Below are 19555 nucleotides of genomic sequence, written 5' to 3'. Positions count from 1 at the left end.
TGTTGCTGAGCAGGGCCGCAACGCAGGGCCGCTCCGGCCGCTACAGCAGGTTGTGCCGCAAGGCGTAGGTCGCGAGTGCGGCGTTCGAGTCCAGGTTGAGTTTTTCCATGACACGGGCGCGGTAGACACTCACCGTCTTGGGGCTCAGCGACAGCTCCAGCGCAATCTCCGACAGGCGTTTGCCCTTGGCGATCTTGATCAGCGTCTGCAACTCGCGTTCGGACAAGGCGGTGTGCGGCGCTTCCGGCTGCGGGTTGTTCAGGCTCTCGACCAGCAACTGGGCCAGCTCCGGGCTCACGAACTTGCGGCCCGTGGCCACCATGCGCGTCGCCAGCAGGATCTCGTCGGGGCTTCCCGCCTTGTTCACATAACCGTAGGCGCCTGCGCGCAGGCAGCGGATGGCGTACTGGTCCTCGGTGAACATCGAGACGATGATGGTCTTGATGCCCGGATCGGTTTCCTGAAGTACGCCCAGTACTTCCAGGCCGCTGCGGCCGGGCATGTTGAGGTCCAGCAACAGCACGTCGCAGGGCGCATGGCGAAGCACGTCGCGCAGCTCGGCATAACCGCCCGCCTCGCCGGTGACGCGGATATCGCCTGCTTCCGAGAGAATGTTGCGGATACCTCGACGAACGATGGCATGGTCGTCGCAAAGGACCACATGGATCATGTCGACGGCTCCCGGCCCCGCAGCACGCCGGGCGAGGGACGGCGCAGCACCGTGCGGCGCGCGGGCCGCAGGGGTTTGCGCAGCGGAATCGTCAACGTCAACGTCGTTCCCTTGCCCCATTCGGACTCCACCCTCAGGCTTCCGCCCACCGATTCGGCCCGCTCGACCAGCCCCTTGAGCCCGAAGGCACGGGGTTTGTCCAGCGCGTCCTCGGGCAGGCCGGTGCCGTCGTCGCCGACCACCAGCGTCAGCACCTGCTGCTCGAAACGCAGAGCCAGGCGAACCTGCCGGCACTGGGCGTACTTGGTGATGTTGGTCAGGGCTTCCTGGGCGGTGCGGTACACCACCAGCTGGATGTTGTCCGGCAAGCTCGGCAGATCGTCGCCGTGCTCGAACTGGACGGCCACTTTGGTGCGTTGGCCGAAATTGCGGCCCAGCCAGTCGATCGCCGTCACCAGGCCCTGATCCAGCAAGGGCGGGCGAAGGTCGAGGATGATGCGCTGGCTGGCCTGCACGGCGTGATCGAGGAGTTCCAGCGCCATCTGCACATGCGAGAGCATCTCGCTGTCCTTGCAGTGCCGGGACATCCAGGCGAGGTCGAACTTGACCGCGGCCAGCGAGCCCCCGATGTCGTCATGCACTTCGCGCGCGATGGCCTGCCGCTCTTCCTCGATGCGCAACTGCAGCAGGTCCGAGAGTTCGGCGGCGCGCCGCATGGCACGGGCCAGCTCCGCAGTCGTCTTGTGTTGATCGCGCCGTACGCGCCAGCGCGAGATGGCGTCGGCTGCCACGGCGGGCAAGGAGGCCAGTTGGTTCGTGCGCAGACAGTCGCCTATACCCCGGCGCATCAGCACGGCGGCATCCACCACGACCGGATCGTCATAAATCACCACGAAAGGTGCGTGATCGGGAAACTTCTGCTCGATCGCCTGCCATTGGGCAAGCGCAAGCGTTTCGTCGTTGAGGGGGCCGAGCAGGATGAGGTCGTATCGGCCCACCCGCAGCCGCGAAAGTGCCTCGTCGAGGGATTGCACCTGCGCGACTTCCGACGCGAGGGGCTCAGACGCCATGCAGGCCTTGATGTCCCGTCCGGTTGCATCGGAACTGCCAAGAAGCAGTATGCGTATCGGATAGGGATCAGTTACAAAAGACATAACCCTGTAATCATAGGCAAGCAAGAGAGGTCCATTGGCGACAGCCATGGAATCCGTGGTGCATCAGGTGATGCACGACGCAACCCAGCGCTTAGCATAGCCGGGCACTGGGATTGGACCTAGCGGGAAAGTGTTTAAAGATAGAAAAGAATGGAAACAACGGATCAAAAAGCCACGTTATTCATAAATAAATGTGCAGAGTGAATTGTCAGGCCGGGAATTTGCTTGCGGCCTTGAAAGTCGGACTTGTTCCCAACTGATGCAGAATTGTCTCATGCGGTTTCTCCTCCTGGCCCTGATGGCTGCTTTTGTTCCCTCCGCCGGTTGGGCAGCCCACGCCTATGCGCTCTGGGGATCGCCCCGATACGCACCGGGTTTCAGCCACTTCGACTACGTCGACCCGCAGGCGCCGAAGGGCGGAGAACTGCGCCTGGTCAGCAATGTGCGATCGTCGAATTTCGACAAGTACAACCCCTTCACCATGAAGGGCAGCACGCCGGCCTATATTTCAGAACTGTTGTTCGATACCCTGCTCATCACGGCGCTCGACGAACCCGGTACCGCCTACGGCCTGCTGGCCGAAGACGTCGATGTCCCGTCCGATCACCGATCCGTCACATTCAAGTTGCGCCGGGAAGCCCGGTTTCACGACGGCAGTCCCGTGCTGGCCAAGGACGTCAAGTACACCATCGAGACATTGCAGGGGTCTTACGCCAAGCCGGCCTACAAGACGGTGTTGCAGGATCTCGACGGCGTCGACGTCGTCGATGCCCGAACGGTCCGTTTCCGCTTCAGCAAGTCCAACCGCGAGCTGCCTCTCGTCATCGGCGCCTTGCCCATCTTCAGCCAGCGCTGGGGCGACGGCAAACGTTTCGACCAGATCGTCAACGACCCACCCATCGCCAGCGGCCCGTACCGCATCGGCCCGGTCGACTCCGGCCGCGACATCACCTATGTGCGCGATCCACAGTATTGGGCCAAGGATCTCGCCGTGCGGCGCGGCACCGCCAACTTCGACCGCATCACGGTGCGCATCTACGCCGACAACACGGCCAAGCTCGAAGCGCTCAAGGCCGGCCAGTTCGATCTCATGCGTTTCTTCTCGGCCCGCGACTGGGCGCGCAATGTCCGCGGCAAGCGTTTCGAGTCGGGCGAACTCGCCAAGGGCGAATTCACCCATCGGCTGCCCACCGGTTTCCAGAGCTATGTGCTCAATACCCGCCGCGACGCACTGAAAGATGTGCGCGTGCGCCAGGCGCTGGGTCTGGCCATGGATTTCGAGTGGATGAACCGTCAACTCTTCTACGACAGCTACCGTCGCGTCAATGGGCTCTTCGGCAACACGCAATGCCAGGCCCAGGGCGTGCCCGAGGGCCGTGAACTGCAGTTGCTCGAACGCTGGCGTGGCCAGATTCCCGAGGCCGCATTCGGTCCCATGACCGTGCCTCCTCGCACCGACGGCGACCATTCCCTGCGTGCCAATCTGCGCCAGGCCCAGGCCTTGCTGCGCGAGGCCGGCTGGACGGTTCGCGACGGCCAGTTGCGCAATGCCCAGGGCCAGGCCCTGGTGCTCGAGTACCTCGACAGCAACGAGGCAGGCTCCCGTGCCGTCACGCCCTGGATCACCAACCTGCGCAAGCTCGGCATCACTCTCAATTACCGTGCCGTCGACTTTGCGCTCTATCTTCAGCGTCTGTCCACGTTCGACTTCGACATCACCACCATCAACTACGCCGGCACCAACAATCCCGGCCAGGAGTTCGCCGAACTCTTCGGCAGCGCCGCGGCCAAGCTCGAGGATTCGGGCAACTACACCGGCGCCGCAAGCCCGGCCGTCGACGATCTCATCGGCCGCATGGTGTCTGCGACCACCGAGTCCGAACTGTTCGATGCCTGTCATGCTTTCGAGCGGGTCGTCGCGCACAGCCACTACCTCATTCCCCAGTGGTCGGCGCCGACCCATCGCATGGCCTACAACCGCTGGCGGCTCGAACGTCCCGCAGGCGACATGCCGGCCTATGCGCCCGGCGAGACCTGGGCCATGGACACCTGGTGGGCCAGGCCCGAGCCCCTCGACGCGACGACCGCGCCGGCGCCGTCCGCCTCTTCACACTGACCTGCCTTGCCCATGCTCAGCTACATCCTCAAACGCTTGCTGCTCATGATCCCCACGCTGTTCGGGGTGTTGCTGGTGACGTTCATGATCGTGCAGTTCGTGCCCGGGGGGCCGGTCGAGCAGTACCTGGCCGAAGCCCGGACCGGTCTGGGGGGCGGCGAGGGCGGCGGCCCGGGCTATCGGGGCTCGCAAGGCGTCGATCCACGCCGGCTCGAAGAAATCAAGGCCCTCTACGGCTTCGACAAGCCCGCGCACGAGCGTTTTGTGCAGATGGTGGGCCAGTTTCTGCGCTTCGATCTCGGCAACAGCTTTTTCCAGAACAAGCCGGTGTCGCAACTGATCTGGGAAAAACTGCCGGTCTCCATCAGCCTGGGGCTCTGGACGTTTTTCCTGAGCTACCTCATCGCCGTGCCGCTGGGCATCGCCAAGGCCGTCCGCGCCGGCACGCGTTTCGACTTCGTCTCCAGCCTGTTCGTCCTCGTGGGCTACGCCATTCCGGGTTTTGTGCTGGGCGTTGCGCTGCTGGTCATCTTCGGCGGTCAGCTCGAATGGTTTCCCCTGCGCGGCCTGGTCTCGCCCGATTGGGCCGAACTGTCGTGGCCTGCCCGCATCGTCGACTACCTGTGGCACATCGCCTTGCCGGTCACCTCCATGGTGCTGGGCAGCTTTGCCGTCACCGCCATGCTCACCAAGAACGCCTTTCTCGAGGAAATCCGAAAACAGTATGTCGTCACCGCGCGTGCCAAGGGTCTCGGCGAACGCCAGATCCTGTGGCGGCATGTGCTGCGCAATGCGCTGCTGCCTATCATGACGGGATTCCCGGCGGCCTTCATCGGCGCCTTCTTCACCGGCTCGCTGCTCATCGAGACCCTGTTTTCCCTGGATGGCCTCGGCTGGCTAAGTTACGAGAGCATCATCCGGCGCGACTATCCCGTCGTGCTCGGCACGTTGTTCCTCTTCACGCTGATCGGCCTGTTCACCAAATTGATCTCCGACCTTTCCTATATTTGGGTGGATCCTCGTGTCAAGTTCGACTGAAGCCCTGGCGCCGGCGCATTCGCCGCCGCCTCCCTCCACGCGCCTTGCGAGGCAGGGACCGGTCGGTGTCAGTCCCGCCCGCCGGGCCTGGCAGCGCTTCCGCCGCAATCGGCTGGGCTATTTCAGCCTGATCGTCTTTTCCGTGCTGGTCGCCCTCAGCCTCATGGCCGAACTGCTGTCCAACGACCGGCCCCTGATCGTGCGTTACGAAGGGCAGACCTATTTCCCGCTGGTGCACGACTACCCCGAGACCACTTTCGGCGGAGACTTCGACAGCACCACGGATTACCTCGACCCCTACATCCGCGAGCGGTTTTCCCTGCCCGGGAACTGGGCCCTCTACGCCCCCAATCCCTACGGTCCGCAAACGCTGAACTACTTCGCAGCCGAACCCAATCCTTCGGCGCCCACCGCCGACAACTGGCTGGGGACCGACGACCGGGGGCGGGACATGCTGGCCCAGCTCATCTACGGTTTCCGTATCAGCGTGCTTTTTGCGATGGCCCTGACCGTCATCGGCGTGGTGATCGGGGTGGTGGCCGGTGCCGTCCAGGGTTACTTCGCCGGCAAGCTCGACCTGGTGCTGCAGCGTGTCATCGAGATCTGGAGCGCCATGCCGGAGCTCTACCTGCTCATCATCTTCAGCGCCGTCTTCGCCCCCAGCGTGTCGCTGCTGCTGGTGCTGCTGTCGCTGTTCGGCTGGATGGGCTTGTCCGACTACGTGCGAGCCGAATTCCTGCGCAACCGGCAGCTCGACTATGTCCGTGCGGCGCGCGCTCTGGGCGCCAGCCATCGCCACATCATCTGGCGCCACATCCTGCCCAACAGTCTCACGCCCGTCATCACCTTCCTGCCGTTTCGCATGAGCGCGGCCATCCTGGCCCTCACGTCGCTCGATTTCCTGGGCCTGGGTGTCCCGCCGGGCACGCCCAGCCTCGGTGAACTGCTGAACCAGGGCAAGGCCAACATCGATGCCTGGTGGATCTCGCTGTCCACGTTCTGCGTGCTGACCGTCACGCTGCTGCTGCTGACCTTCATGGGCGACGCCTTGCGCGACGCCCTCGACCCCCGAAAGAAAGACCGATGAGTTCCCTCGATGCGACCCCGCTGCTGCAGGTTCAGGACCTGCGCATCGCCTTTGACGGCCATGAACTCGTGCATGGCATCTCCTTCGACATCCGTCCCGGAGAAAAACTCGCCCTCGTCGGCGAGTCGGGTTCGGGCAAGAGCATCAGCGCCATGAGCCTGCTGCGCCTGGTGGCCGACGCCGAGGTGCGGGGCCGGGCGACGTTCGAAGGCCGCGATCTGCTGGCATTGCCCGAGCGCGAACTGCGTGCCGTGCGGGGCCAGGATATCGCCATGATCTTCCAGGAGCCCATGACCGCGCTCAATCCGCTCTACACCGTGGGGCACCAGATCGCCGAGGTCTTCCAGCTCAAGAAGGGCCTGAGCCGCCGCGAGGCCTGGGCAAAGGCCGTCGATCGTCTGCGCGAGACCGGAATCCCCGAGCCCGAGCGGCGCGCCCATGCCTATCCCCATCAGCTCTCGGGCGGGCAGCGGCAGCGCGCCATGATCGCCATGGCCCTGGCCGTCGAGCCCCGCCTGTTGCTGGCCGACGAGCCGACCACCGCACTCGACGTCACCTTGCGCCAGCAGATCCTCGAACTGCTGGCCGAGCTGCAGCGCAAGAACGGCATGGCCGTGCTGCTGATCACGCACGACCTGCATCTGGTGCGCAAGTTCGCCGATCGGGTGGCCGTCATGGAGCATGGGCATGTCGTGGAGCAGGGCGCCGTCGCCGACATCTTCGCGGCCCCCAGCCATCCCTACACCCGCAAGCTGCTCGACAGCCGTCCGGTGCGCGAGGTCGCCGAGCCCGTCCCCGCCGCGCGTCAGCCCCTGTTGCAGGGGGGCGACTTGCGGGTGGCCTATCCCATCCAGAAACCCGGCATTCGCGGCTGGTTCAGCAAAGGCGAGTTCGTGGCCGTCAAGGGCGCCGACTTCGCACTGGGCAGCGGCCGCACGCTGGGCGTCATCGGAGAATCCGGTTCGGGCAAATCGACCTTGGCGCTGGCCGTGCTCGGCCTGGTGCGCCACCAGGGCGAGCTGCTGGTCGACGGTGTTTCGTGGAGAACCGCCAACCAGGCGGGCCACGCCGCCCAGAAAGCCCTGCGGCGCAAGGTCCAGGTCGTGTTCCAGGATCCGTATTCGTCGCTTTCGCCACGCATGACGATCGAGGAGATCGTCAGCGAGGGCCTGCGTTTCCACGAGACCGACCTGGGGCCCGCCGAGCGCGCGCAGCGCGTGATCGACGCCCTGGCCGAAGTGGGCCTCACCGAAGAGCGCTTTCCCGGCCTGCTCTCGCGTTATCCGCACGAGTTCTCGGGCGGCCAGCGCCAGCGGCTGGCCATTGCACGCGCCCTCATCATCCGTCCCGAAGTCCTGGTCCTCGACGAGCCCACCAGCGCGCTCGACGTCACCATCCAGAAACAGGTGCTGTCCCTGCTGCAGCGCCTGCAGCGAGAACTGGGCCTGAGCTATCTGCTCATCACGCACGACGTCGACGTCATCCGGGCCATGGCACACGACGTGCTGGTCATGAAGGACGGCGACATCGTCGAGCACGGCACGGTCGAGCAGATCCTGGAAGCGCCCGCGCACAGCTACACGCAGCGGCTGCTGGCCGCCGCCGCCTGAGTCGATTTCTGGGGTAAACCCTTGTGCAGCCAGGGGGTAAAGGGGAAGCCGCTGGCAAATGCGCCACGGCTGCATTCCAATCGGCCCTCGACAAGGGGTCTGCGAACCCCTGCATCCCCCTACGATCACTCTGTGCAGCACCCACCATGAATGGCGGACTTCTAGACCCGGCCGCCCAGGCCACCACCACCGTCGCTCTCGAGCAGCACCGTGAAACCGCCGCCGTGCGAGCCATCCTGGCAATGGCCGTCGGGGGATTTGCCATCGGCACCGGTGAATTCGTCATCATGGGTCTGTTGCCCGAGGTCGCGAACGGACTGTCCGTGACCATCCCGCAGGCCGGCCACGTGATCAGCGCCTATGCCCTGGGCGTGACCATCGGCGCTCCGGTTCTGGCTGTGGCCTGCGCCCATTGGCGCCGGCGGCAACTGCTGATCGCGCTCATGGTCCTGTTCACGCTGGGCAACTTCGCCAGCGCGCTGGCTCCCGGCTATGTCTCGCTCAATGTGCTGCGTTTCATCACGGCATTGCCGCATGGCACCTACTTCGGCGTCGCCGCGCTGGTCGCCGCCACTCTGGCACCGCCCGGACAGCGTGCGCGCGCCGTCGGCTGGCTCATGCTGGGCTTGACCACGGCCACACTCTTCGGCGTGCCCGTGGCCGCCTGGCTGGGGCAGCATCTGGGTTGGCGTTATGCCTTCGTGCTGGTCGGACTGCTGGCCCTCCTGGCCATCTACCTGATCCGGCGATGGGTGCCCGATCTGCCCGCCGACACCCAGGCCAGTCCGCTGCGCGAGCTGGGGGCCCTTCGGCGCAAGCAGGTCTGGCTCACGCTCGGCATCGGTGCCATCGGCCTGGGCGGTCTGTTTTCCGTCTACAGCTACATCAAGCCCACCATGATGGAGCTGGCCGGCATGTCGCTCAGCGGCATACCGGTGGTGCTGGCCTTGTTCGGTGTCGGCATGATCCTGGGCAACGTCGTCGGCTCCGCTCTGGCCGACAAGTGGCTGAAACGCACGATGGGCGGCCTGCTGGTCTGGGCTTTCCTGGTGCTGGTCGCGTTTGTCTTCACGGCCAACAACCTGTGGCTGGCCTGCATCAACGTGCTGCTGGTCGGTACCTTGGTGGCCATCGGCCCGACGCTGCAGATCCGCCTGATGGATGTGGCCGGCGACGCTCAGACGCTGGCGGCCGCGCTCAACCACTCGGCCTTCAACATGGCCAACGCACTGGGCGCCTGGCTGGGCGGATTGACCATTGCAGCCGGTCTGGGATGGACCTCGACGGCCTGGGTCGGTGCCATCCTGGCGCTGGCCGGCATGGTCATGTTCGCCTGGTCCATGCAGGTCGACCGAGCCGACGCCCGCCGGCGACTGCCCGCGGTCTGAGTCTCCTCGCGGCAGCCGGATCGAGCCAGACCTCTATTTGTTGCCCGCGCGCGCGGCACGCGCCCGAGCCATCGCCGCAGCGATGGCCGCACGCTTGTGATCCGCATCGGTGGCCGCTGCGACCGCCGCAGGCGCTTGCGGCAAAGGCGTGGCCTGTTGAGGCCGGAACGGCCAACCCGAACCCGGTGCGTCGAGTGCCGGTCCGGTTGATTCCTCGGACGCATGTCCTTCGGCCGCCACCGAAGACCGCTGCGTGTCGTCCGAGGGCTTGGCCGCGATGGCGTTGTTGCAGGCCCGCGCGGCCTCGCCGGGCCGTGCTTCGCCCAGACGCTGCCGATGCTGGCTGTAGCGATGCCGGCTTGCATCGGCCTGGCCGCCGCTCCAGGCCTGCCATCCCGTCTTGCCGGGCGTCGCCACTTCGACTTCGATGCAATCGACAGGACAGGCGGGCAGGCACAGCTCGCAGCCCGTGCAGTGCGACTCGAGAATCGTGTGCATGCGCTTGTTGCTGCCCACGATCGCATCCACAGGGCAAGCCTTGAGGCACAGGGTGCAGCCGATGCACCAATCCTCGTCGATCCACATCATCTGGCGCGGCCCCTCCAGCCCATGCACGGGCGACAGCGCACGCGCCGGGCGGCCCGTCAACGCCGCGAGCCGATGCACGCCTTCCATGCCGCCCGGCGGGCACTGGTTGATGTCTGCCTCGCCCTGCGCCATGGCCACCGCGTACGACTCGCAATCGGCATAAGCACAGCGGGTGCACTGCGTCTGAGGCAGCGCATCGAACAGGCGCTGGGCGAGGGTGTCGGAAGTGGGCAGCAAAGTCGTGGAAACGCCAACGACCCAGTGCGGTCTCGCGACCGCCCGGGGGGCGCATGAAAAATGTTGGATCGGGTCGTATTTTATCGCTGCAAGGCCGGGCGGACATCGGCCTTGACGCGCTGGGGCCCGCATCCGCCGTTCACCGTGGACGAGAGGCGGCACCCGCGCCGCCCCCGTGCCGTGCGCTCAGGGTCGGCCTGGCCGCGATGGCAGGAGCGTCATTCGACGGCTTCGGTCTTGCCAGCCGGTTGCTCTGCGACGTCCTTGGCGACGGTCGAGCCACGGGCCGGCGTGGCGGCTGCGCGTTTGCCTGCCGTCGCTTGAGCCGTGCCTTTCGAGGCCGTCGGCTTGGAAGGGCTCGATTTGGCCGCGCTCGGTTTTGCGGCACTGGCCGCTGCGGGCGAGGCAGCCGACTTCGCCGCGGCGGTCTTGCCTGTCGCCCGTGGGCGGGCCGGACTGGATTCGGGCGCGGCAGGCGCAGGTGCTGCGACGGCATTGGCCGCCGTCGTGCCGGTCTTCGCTTGGGCCGTGGCCTTTACCGTCTTCTTGGCCGTGCCTTTGACCGCAGGCACGGCGGTCGCAACGGGATCTGGCGCCGGGACGGCCGCTGCCTTGGACCGCGCCGAGCTGCGACGCTGCGAAGTGGCCGGCGCCGCCTTGACCACCGTGCGGGCAGGCCGGGTTTTCCGGACCGCAGCCGTGGCCTGGCTTGCGGTGGCCGTGAGCGCAGCCGTGGCCTGGCTTGCGGTGGCCGTGAGCGCAGGGGAGCTGGATGCCGCCGCCTCTGCCGTGTGCGCAGGTCCGGCGTCGGCGGCGGAGGGAACGGAAACCGGCGCCACCGCGACAGCTTCGGTCTTCTGTTCGGCAGGGGTCAGGTCCAGGACGGTCTGGGTCGGGGTGTCCGAGGGCAGGGTCACCACCACGGTCGACGGTGCCTCCGGGGTGTCGGCGGTGTCGTTGTGGGCCAGCATGAAGCGGGAGATTTCCGGACAGACCTTCTCGCGCCAGCGACGTCCGCTGAAAATCCCGTAGTGGCCGGCACCACGGACCTCGTAGTGCTGACGCTCGTCTTGCGGAATGCCCGAACACAGCCCATGCGCAGCCCGGGTCTGGCCTTTGCCCGAAATGTCGTCGTGCTCGCCTTCGACCGTCAGCAGCGCCGTCTGGGTGATGTCCTGCGGGCGAACGCGCTCGAGCTGGCCCTCCGGGTTGCGCACGTCCCACGTGCCGTTGACGAGGTCGTAGTCCTGGAACACCGTGCGGATGGTCTCGAGGTAGTAGTCGGCATCCATGTCGAGCACGGCGTTGTACTCGTCGTAGAACTTGCGGTGCGTTTCAGCCGCATCCTCGTCGCCCTTGAGCAGATCCTCGAAATAATCCCAGTGGCTGCTGGCATGCCGGTCCGGGTTCATGGCGACAAAGCCGGCATGCTGCAGGAAGCCGGGGTAGACCCGACGGCCGGCACCCGGGAACTGAGGCGGTACGCGGTAGATGAGGTTGTTCTCGAACCATGCATGGCTTTTCTGCATGGCCAGATTGTTGACGGCCGTCGGCGAGCGCCGGGCATCGATGGGGCCGCCCATCATCACCATCGACAGCGGTGTCTTCTCGCCGCGGCTCGCCATCAGCGAGATCCCGGCCAGCACCGGCACCGTGGGCTGGCAGACGCTCATCACATGGCAGTTGCCGTAGACGCCCTGGATGTGGCGGATGAACTCCTGCACGTAGTTCACGTAGTCGTCGAGGTGAAACGAACCGTCCTCGAGCGGGACCGTGCGGGCGTTTTTCCAGTCGGTGATGAACACGCGATGGTCGGCCAGCATGGCGCGAACCGTTTCACGCAGCAGCGTCGCGTAATGCCCGGAGAGGGGCGCCACGATCAGGACCACCGGTTGTTTTTTCATCCTGGCCAGCGTGGCCGGATCGTCGGAAAAGCGCTTGAAACGGAGCAGCCGGCAGAACGGCTTGTCGACCGCGGTGCGCTCGGCAATGGCGATCTCCACACCGTTGCTCTCCACCGAATCGATGTCGAACTCGGGTTTCTCGTAATCCTTGCACAGCCGGTAGGCCAGGTCGTAGCTGGCGGCGACTCGCTGGAACACAGGGGAATGGATGTAGGGATTGGCGGAATTGTTCAGCAGCCGCGATGTTGCCTGGGCAAACTCGGCAAAGGGTTCCATCAATGCGCGCTGAGACTCGTAAAGTTGATAGAGCATGGTCGTTTACCGTGAATGCTGCATTGCAGCAATGAATCCCACTATAGCAGTCCGACGTGTCGATCGTGCAGCAGGTTAAACACCCTTGACCGTGTCGGAACAGGTGTGTCAGAACGTCCTGTTCGACTCGAAGCCACGGAATTTGATAGCGCCCGGATTACTCGATTGCGCATGTTTCCGTCATTTCCCGGCGTAACGCCCGGGGCGATGGCTGATCCACAGGAACACGCTCATCACCACGGCGCCGAGTACCGAATAAGCCACACGCTCGAAGGGCACGATGAACAGCGCCAGCAACACGATGGTGCTGTCGATCGCCAACTGCGCCTTGCCGGCGGGAATGCCGTGCTTGTCCTGGAGGTAAAGAGACACGATGGTCGCGCCGCCGAGGCTGGCCTTGTGCCGGGCCAGGAAGAGGCAGCCGGTACCGAGCAGCAAGCCGCCGAGCAGGGCGGCATAGACCGGATGGAGGTAATCGATGTGCATCACGCGCGGACCGATCTCGCTCAGGGCAGACAGCAGTGCCACGGACACGAAGGTCTTGATCGTGAACTCGCGTCCCATGCGTTTCCAGGCGAACCAGTAGAACGGGATGTTGATGGCAAAGAAGAGGGCGCCGAACGAAAGGCCGGTGGCGTAGTGCAACAGGAACGCGATGCCCGCCGTGCTGCCTGTGAGCAGTCCCGCCTGTGCATACAGCATCATGGTGATGGAGACGAACAACGATCCCGTGAACAACGCCTGGGCGTCTTCATAGGGACCGTGGCGCAGCGAGGGCGATGGGGCAGTCTGTTGGATCGGCATGGACGGTGGTGGGCAATGCCTGAACGGTCAGGTAGGACCGAAACAAACCTCGCGCCAAGTTGCTTGTGGCAAGACCGGATTGTGGGTCAAACCTAGGGTTTGTACCAGCGCCGATTGAGGGGGCGTCGCTTTTTGAGCATGCGGCATGCCAGGTGTTGCGTTCGGGGATCGCGCTGAATTGTCAATTGATATCAGGAAGTGAAAAGCGACTCGGTCTTTTCGCACCTGAACTCATAGATTTGGCGAATCCCAACTCCAGGCTAGCCAAATACCGTGGGGGCTCTTGTTGTCCTTCAGGGGTTTGGCGCTTGCCCGCCTTGCCATGCCGTCTCTTTTCCGGATCCATCTTGTCCGCGCCTCGTTGTTTCTTTTGTTGTCCTGGCTCGGGGTCGGCGCCGGCCCCGCGTGGGCGCACGGTTATGTCGTCCAGCCCGAATCGCGTGCCGCGCTTTGCCGATCCGGGGGCAACAGCGATTGCGGGGCCGTCCAGTACGAGCCCCAGAGTCTCGAGGGACTCAGCGGCTTTCCTGCCCAGGGTTCGGCAGACGGCAGCATTGCCAGCGCCGCCTTGCCGCAGTTCTCCGCTCTCGACGAGCAATCCGCCGGTCGCTGGCGCAAGGTGCCCTTCGCCGCCGGCGAGCAGGTCTTCCGCTGGATGCTCACCGCCAACCATGTCACGCGCAATTTTCGTTACTACATCACGAAACCGGACTGGAATCCCAATTTCCGGCTGAGCCGCGTGTCGTTCGAATCCACGCCGTTCTGCCATGCCGACGGCGGCATGCAGCGTCCGCCGAAAGACGTCTCCCATACCTGCCAGGTGCCGGCACGGTCCGGTTACCAGATCATTCTGGCCGTCTGGGAAGTGGGCGACACCGCCCGGAGCTTCTACAGCACCATCGACGTCCAGTTCCCCACGGCAGGCAGCCCGACGGCCGTCGCGCCCACCGCGGCGCCGGCCTGGCCGGCACGGGGCAGCATCTACCCGTCCATGGATCTGCAGCCTGGCGACCAGGTGGCGACCCGGGTCTTCGATGCGCAGGGCGAACGCAGCGACCTGCAGACCCGGCTCACGATCGGCAGCGTGGCCGACGGCCAGCGCAATACCTGGCCCTACCTGCTGGCCGGTCGCATCAATGCCACGCAGGCCCGCACACAGCGTGCGGGGCGGATGGCGGGCAGTGGCGAGATCTCTCCCGTCCAGGGTCAGAACGAGGTGCATGCACCACCCGGCAGCGGCATACAGACGGTCGAGGTCCAGATCACCAAGGCGGTCGAGCCGGCCGACGTCATCGTCAGTGGTCTCGCCAGCCGTTACGACGTCCCTGCGTCCGGCCGCCTGGATCTGCGTCTGCAGGTCACGACGGTGGGCAACATCGATCTCCATGCCAGCCTGGTCGACACCGGCGGCAAGACCCTGGCCGTTGCCAGCGCCGCCCGCGACGCTTCGGGGCAGGGGCGCTTGTCTCTTTCGGTGACGGGGGCTTCTGCCGGTGGGCACCAGCTTGTCGTCAAGGGCACCAACCGCGCGACCGGGGCATTGGTGCAACGCACCTACGCATTGGAGTTCACCGGGGGGATCCCGGCCTCGGGATCCAGTAGTGCGGCAGGCCCCGAACAGCGTTTCCCCCAGGGCCTGAGCAGCTACACCGCGGGCACACGGGTTTTCCAACCCAAGACCGGACGCTCCTACGAATGCCGGCCCTTTCCGTACAGCGGCTACTGCGTGCAGTGGTCTCCCGGCGCCACGCAATATGAACCCGGAATCGGCAGCCATTGGCAGATGGCCTGGCTGCTGCGCTGATTGCTTCTGTTTCCCGGCGCACACTTCGTGCCGGGAACGCCCCCGGTCGCCATTTTTCATACCCCTCTTTGGGGCGACCGGGTTTTTTTATTCGCCGTCATGGGATCTCGGTGATCGCCATGACCTGCATGACCGCTGCGGCCGGGATGCCCGGCGGCCAGGCCCGCATGCCGAGGCCGTAGTCCCTGCAGAAACGCAAGCCTCTTGCCTCTTGCCTCTTGCCGCACAGCGCACAGCGCGCAGGGCTCAGGGCTCAGGGCTCAGTTCTGCGCCTTCTTCACAAAAAACAAGCCCATGCCCACCGCCATGAGAATGCCGCCGAACAGGCGGTTCTGCAGCCGCAGGGCGCGTGCATCGCTCATGAAGCGGCTGAACGCGCTGGCGCCATAGGCATAACCGCCCATGACCAGGGTGTCGATGGCCACCAGGGTAACGGCCAGGATGAACAACTGCGGCAGCAGCGGGCGCTGTGGACTGATGAACTGAGGCAGAACGGCAACCATGAAGACGATGCCTTTTGGATTGGTCGCGTTGGTCAGGAAACCGACGGCCAGGCGCGTCCGGCGCGAGGGCAGCACGGCGGTCTCTCGCGTCGCGCCGGCTCCCGCCACGCCTGCGGTCGAGCGCCACTGCTTCCAGCCGAGGTAGATCAGGTACGACGCGCCCAGGATCTTCACGGCCCAGAATGCCGTTTCCGAGGCCACCAGCAGGGAGCCGATGCCGGCCCCCGCGATCAGCAGAATCATGACCAGGCCGATTTCCAGGCCTGCAATGGTCAGGCGGGCGTTGCGCCAGCCGTAGGACAAGCCGTGACTCATGCACAGAACGGCACCCGAGCCCGGGGAAACCGCGATGAAGACGCTGGCCAGTGCAAAGGCCAGCCAAGTGTGGAATTCCATGGCTGTCGTGAAGAGTCGAAGGGGTCCGCAAAGGACCGGAACAAAAAAAGGCATGCGCCGGATGCTGCGCATGCCTGTCGTGTCGCCGCGAAACCCGTGCGGAGCCCGCACGGGACAGGGCGGTGGCCTGTCGTCAGATCACCTTGGCGATCGAGGCGCAGACGTGGTCGATGTTCTTGCTGTTGAGCGCGGCCACGCACATGCGGCCGGTGTCGGTGCCATAGACACCGAACTCGTTGCGCAGTCGCACCATCTGATCCTTGCTGAGGCCCGAGTAGCTGAACATGCCGATCTGGGTCGTGATGAAGCTCACGTCCTGCGACACGCCGGCGGCCTTCAGACCGTCGACCAGCTTCTGGCGCATGGCCTTGATGCGCTCGCGCATCTCGGTCAGCTCCTGTTCCCACTGGGCGCGCAGTTCGGGTGTGTTGAGCACGGTGGCCACCACGGTGCCGCCATGCGTGGGCGGGTTGCTGTAGTTGGTGCGAATCACGATCTTCAGCTGGCTCAGCACACGGCCGGCTTCTTCCTTGTCCTTGGCCAGGACGGAAAGGGCACCCACGCGCTCGCCATACAGGCTGAAGCTCTTGGAGAACGAGGTCGAGACCAGGAAGGTCAGGCCGGCCTGGACGAACTTGTCGATGACGGCGCCGTCTTCGGCGATGCCGTAGCCAAAGCCCTGGTAGGCCATGTCGAGGAAAGCCACCAGTTGGCGTTCCTTGACGGCGGCGACCACCAGATCCCACTGTTCGGGCGTGATGTCGTAGCCGGTGGGGTTGTGGCAGCAGGCATGGAGCACCACGACGGTGCCGGCTTCGGCAGCCTGCAGCGCGGCGATGAAGCCTTCGAAGTTGATGCCGCGCTTGGCTGCGTCGTAGTAGGGGTAGGTTTCGACCGTGAAGCCGGCGTTGATGAACAGCGCGCGGTGGTTTTCCCAGCTCGGGTCGGAGATCAACACCTTGGCAGAGGGGTTGAGACGTTTGAGGAAATCGGCGCCGACCTTCAGTCCGCCCGTGCCGCCCAGGGCCTGGACGGTAGCCACGCGGCCGGATTGCACCGGCTCGCTGTCGGCACCGAAGACCAGGGTCTTGACGGCATTGTCGTAGGCCGCGATGCCGTCGATGGGCAGATAGCCGCGCGCCTTGGGAGCCTCGGCCAGTTGTTTCTCGGCTGCCTGCACGCACTTGAGCAGGGGCAGCTTGCCGTTGTCGTCGTAATACACGCCGACGCCCAGGTTGACCTTGGCGGGATGGGTGTCGGCGGCAAATTGCTCGTTCAGACCCAGAATGGGGTCACGCGGTGCGAGTTCGACGGCGGAGAACAGGGAAGACATGAATTTCCTAGCGAGAGCCAAAAGAAAAGAGTTGATAACTGCCAAGATGGCGTGATCTACAGCAGACCCGGGCCGGCCTGCATCTCGGTTACGCTGCAAGACAGCCCATAATTTTATGCCCAGCTTTTGTGCGCTGTCTGCTTGCGGCGACGCCCGGGCGCCACATATCGTCTCCAGTCTTTGCCGTTCATGCCCAAAAAACCAGCCCTCACGCCGCCTGCCGCCATCGCCTCGGAACTGCTGGCCACCGTGCCGCCGACCGGCGCGGAGGCGGCCAACGACGCCCCTCCCGCGCCCCAGGGCGAGTTCGTGCGCTACGAGGATTCCCCCTTCGAGCTGTACCAGCCGTATCCCCCCGCCGGCGATCAGCCGACGGCCATCGAAAGCCTGGTCGAAGGCATCGAAGACGGTGAGGTCTTTCAGACCCTGCTGGGCGTCACGGGCTCGGGCAAGACCTTCACCATGGCCAACGTGATCGCCCGCATGGGGCGGCCCGCCATCGTCTTTGCGCCCAACAAGACGCTGGCGGCGCAGCTGTACGCCGAGTTCCGTGAGTTCTTTCCCAAGAACGCCGTCGAGTACTTCGTCAGCTACTACGACTACTACCAGCCCGAGGCCTACGTTCCGCAGCGCGACCTGTTCATCGAAAAGGACAGCGCCATCAACGAGCACATCGAACAGATGCGCCTGTCGGCCACCAAGAGCTTGCTGGAGCGCCGCGATGTGGTGATCGTCGCGACGGTGTCGGCCATTTACGGCATCGGCAAACCCGAGGACTACACCAAGATGCGGCTGATCACGCGCGTAGGCGACAAGGTCGGCCAGCGCGACATGATCGCCAGCCTCATCCGCATGCAGTACACGCGCAACGACACGGAGTTCTCGCGTGGGTCGTTCCGGGTGCGCGGCGACACCATCGACGTCTTTCCGGCCGAGCATTCCGAACTGGCCGTGCGTTTCGAGCTGTTCGACGACGAGCTCGAGAGCATTTCGCTGTTCGACCCGCTGACGGGCCGGATCCGCCAGAAGGTGCCCCGGTTCACGGTCTACCCGGCCGGCCATTACGTGACGCCGCGCGAGCAGGTGCTGTCGGCGATCGAGACCATCAAGGTCGAGCTGCGGGACCGGCTCGGCCAGTTCACTGCCGAAGGCAAGTTGGTGGAGGCCCAGCGCCTGGAGCAACGCACGCGCTTCGATCTCGAGATGCTGCAGGAGGTGGGCCACTGCAAGGGCATCGAGAACTACACCCGCCATCTGTCCGGCGCCGCGCCGGGCGATCCGCCGCCGACGCTGGTCGACTACCTGCCGCAGGATGCCCTGATGTTCCTCGACGAGAGCCACGTCATGATCGGCCAGCTCAACGGCATGTACAACGGCGACCGGGCCCGCAAGACCACGCTGGTCGAATACGGCTTCAGGCTGCCGAGCGCGCTCGACAACCGGCCCCTCAAGTTCCCCGAGTTCGAGGGCAAGATGCGCCAGGTGGTCTTTGTCTCGGCCACGCCGGCCGATTACGAAAAGACGCATGCCGGTGCGGTCGTCGAGCAGGTGGTCCGGCCCACCGGTCTGGTCGACCCGGTCGTCGAGGTCCGGCCGGCCGCGCACCAGGTGGACGACGTCCTGCAGGAAATCCACGAACGCGTGCGCATCAACGAGCGGGTGCTCATCACCACGTTGACCAAACGCATGGCCGAGCAGTTGACCGAGTACCTGTCAGAGAACGGCGTCAAGGTCCGTTACCTGCACTCGGATATCGACACCGTCGAGCGGGTGGAGATCATTCGCGATCTGCGGCTGGGGCTCTTCGATGTCCTGGTGGGCATCAATCTGCTGCGCGAAGGACTGGACATCCCGGAGGTGTCGCTGGTCGCCATCCTGGACGCCGACAAGGAGGGTTTCCTGCGTGCCGAGCGCTCGCTGATCCAGACCATCGGCCGAGCGGCCCGGAACGTGAATGGCCGGGCCATCCTCTATGCAGACCGGATCACCGACTCCATGTCGCGTGCCATGGACGAAACGCTGCGTCGCCGCACCAAGCAGACGGCTTACAACACCCTCAACGGCATCACGCCGCGCACGATCAACAAGCAGATCAAGGACTTGATCGACGGGGTGTACAGCGCCAAGTCCGCCGAGGCCGACAGCCGCGCCGCGCCGGATCTGATGCGGGCCAGCGTCCAGGACATGAGCGAAAAAGACGTGGCGCGGGAAATCAAGCGCCTGGAAAAGCAGATGTTCGAGCACGCCAAGAACCTCGAGTTCGAGCAGGCGGCACGGGTACGCGACCAGTTGGTCCAGCTCAAGGCCAATGCCTTTGGTGCGGCAGGGCACGACCCGGTTTGAGCCGCTCCGGATGCCCCAAGACAGGGCGTGTCACGGGAATTCACGTGTCTGCCCACCGTAAAATGTCCTGCTGATGACTATTGTCGGCGCTGTTCTGGTGCGTGGCGGGACGGGCCGCGTGGTGTTTCGGCACCGTCTCAGTGATTACCCGAGCCCCTCGGCGGGTCTTCTGGTATACTTGACGTAAACAGTCAGGAAACAACAGTCGTTCTCAATCGCCAGCCTCGGGCCGGTGTCACAAGAAGAGCGCTGAGCTGGCTGGCGCCGA

Annotated in this window: 13 protein-coding genes and 1 pseudogene; 7 read left to right on the top strand and 7 right to left on the bottom strand. The window is 64.9% G+C overall.

Going from position 1 to position 19555, the window contains the following annotated elements:
* Window positions 1-40 precede the first annotated feature (40 nt).
* Together EC845_RS05105 and EC845_RS05100 are read right to left on the bottom strand one after the other, a co-directional pair.
* A complete protein-coding gene (locus EC845_RS05105; protein ID WP_123296090.1) occupies window positions 41-670 on the bottom strand; it encodes a response regulator transcription factor in 630 nt (209 codons plus the stop codon).
* Window positions 667-1740, bottom strand: coding sequence for a sensor histidine kinase (locus EC845_RS05100; RefSeq protein WP_158615623.1), 1074 nt, complete (start codon window positions 1738-1740; stop codon window positions 667-669). The genes EC845_RS05105 and EC845_RS05100 overlap by 4 nt, the downstream gene beginning before the upstream one ends.
* Before the next feature lie 358 nt (window positions 1741-2098).
* Here EC845_RS05100 and EC845_RS05095 point away from each other — a divergent pair, with 358 nt between their 5' ends.
* The 5 genes from EC845_RS05095 (at window position 2099) to EC845_RS05075 (ending at window position 9063) form a co-directional block, all read left to right on the top strand.
* The gene (locus EC845_RS05095; RefSeq protein WP_123296373.1) at window positions 2099-3940 is read left to right on the top strand and encodes an extracellular solute-binding protein; all 1842 of its coding nucleotides are present in this window, start codon (window positions 2099-2101) and stop codon (window positions 3938-3940) included.
* Between the two features lie 12 nt (window positions 3941-3952).
* Window positions 3953-4978, top strand: a complete 1026-nt coding sequence (locus EC845_RS05090; RefSeq protein ID WP_123296088.1) for a microcin C ABC transporter permease YejB — start codon at window positions 3953-3955, stop codon at window positions 4976-4978.
* Between the two features lie 4 nt (window positions 4979-4982).
* Complete coding sequence (locus EC845_RS05085) at window positions 4983-6065, top strand: ABC transporter permease (RefSeq protein WP_123296372.1); 1083 nt, start codon at window positions 4983-4985, stop codon at window positions 6063-6065.
* Window positions 6062-7675 carry an ABC transporter ATP-binding protein gene (locus EC845_RS05080; protein ID WP_123296087.1) on the top strand — a complete coding sequence of 538 codons (1614 nt, stop codon included), beginning with the start codon at window positions 6062-6064 and terminating at the stop codon, window positions 7673-7675. The genes EC845_RS05085 and EC845_RS05080 overlap by 4 nt, the downstream gene beginning before the upstream one ends.
* Before the next feature lie 146 nt (window positions 7676-7821).
* The gene (locus EC845_RS05075) at window positions 7822-9063 is read left to right on the top strand and encodes an MFS transporter (protein ID WP_123296086.1); all 1242 of its coding nucleotides are present in this window, start codon (window positions 7822-7824) and stop codon (window positions 9061-9063) included.
* Between the two features lie 33 nt (window positions 9064-9096).
* Here EC845_RS05075 and EC845_RS05070 read toward each other — a convergent pair whose 3' ends face one another.
* The 3 genes and pseudogenes from EC845_RS05070 to EC845_RS05060 all read right to left on the bottom strand — a co-directional run bounded on the left by EC845_RS05070 (window position 9097) and on the right by EC845_RS05060 (window position 12908).
* Complete coding sequence (locus EC845_RS05070; RefSeq protein WP_233597931.1) at window positions 9097-9888, bottom strand: RnfABCDGE type electron transport complex subunit B; 792 nt, start codon at window positions 9886-9888, stop codon at window positions 9097-9099.
* 991 nt (window positions 9889-10879) lie between these two features.
* A pseudogene (locus EC845_RS22580) lies at window positions 10880-12104 on the bottom strand (polyhydroxyalkanoate depolymerase); the annotation flags it as partial.
* Between the two features lie 180 nt (window positions 12105-12284).
* Window positions 12285-12908 (bottom strand): YitT family protein, encoded by a 624-nt coding sequence (locus tag EC845_RS05060; protein WP_123296083.1) that lies wholly within the window; start codon window positions 12906-12908, stop codon window positions 12285-12287.
* A 370-nt stretch (window positions 12909-13278) separates the two neighbouring features.
* Between EC845_RS05060 and gbpA the strand changes: the two genes are divergently transcribed.
* On the top strand, window positions 13279-14712 hold the full coding sequence (gbpA, locus tag EC845_RS05055) for an N-acetylglucosamine-binding protein GbpA (RefSeq protein ID WP_199739725.1): 1434 nt from the start codon (window positions 13279-13281) through the stop codon (window positions 14710-14712).
* Window positions 14713-14972: 260 nt separating this feature from the next.
* On the opposite strand, the gene EC845_RS05050 is transcribed toward gbpA, so the two are convergent.
* The gene (locus tag EC845_RS05050; RefSeq protein ID WP_123296081.1) at window positions 14973-15611 is read right to left on the bottom strand and encodes a LysE family transporter; all 639 of its coding nucleotides are present in this window, start codon (window positions 15609-15611) and stop codon (window positions 14973-14975) included.
* Window positions 15612-15744: 133 nt separating this feature from the next.
* A complete protein-coding gene (locus EC845_RS05045) occupies window positions 15745-16944 on the bottom strand; it encodes an amino acid aminotransferase (protein ID WP_123296080.1) in 1200 nt (399 codons plus the stop codon).
* 189 nt (window positions 16945-17133) lie between these two features.
* On the opposite strand from EC845_RS05045, the gene uvrB reads away from it, so the two are divergent.
* Complete coding sequence (uvrB, locus tag EC845_RS05040) at window positions 17134-19287, top strand: excinuclease ABC subunit UvrB (RefSeq protein ID WP_123296371.1); 2154 nt, start codon at window positions 17134-17136, stop codon at window positions 19285-19287.
* The last annotated feature ends 268 nt before the right edge of the window (window positions 19288-19555 follow it).

Source organism: Comamonas sp. BIGb0124 (genome assembly GCF_003752175.1).
Taxonomy (GTDB): domain Bacteria; phylum Pseudomonadota; class Gammaproteobacteria; order Burkholderiales; family Burkholderiaceae_C; genus Comamonas_F.
The sequence above is the reverse complement of the archived record's forward strand: the minus strand, read 5'-3'. Positions and strand labels throughout refer to the sequence as shown.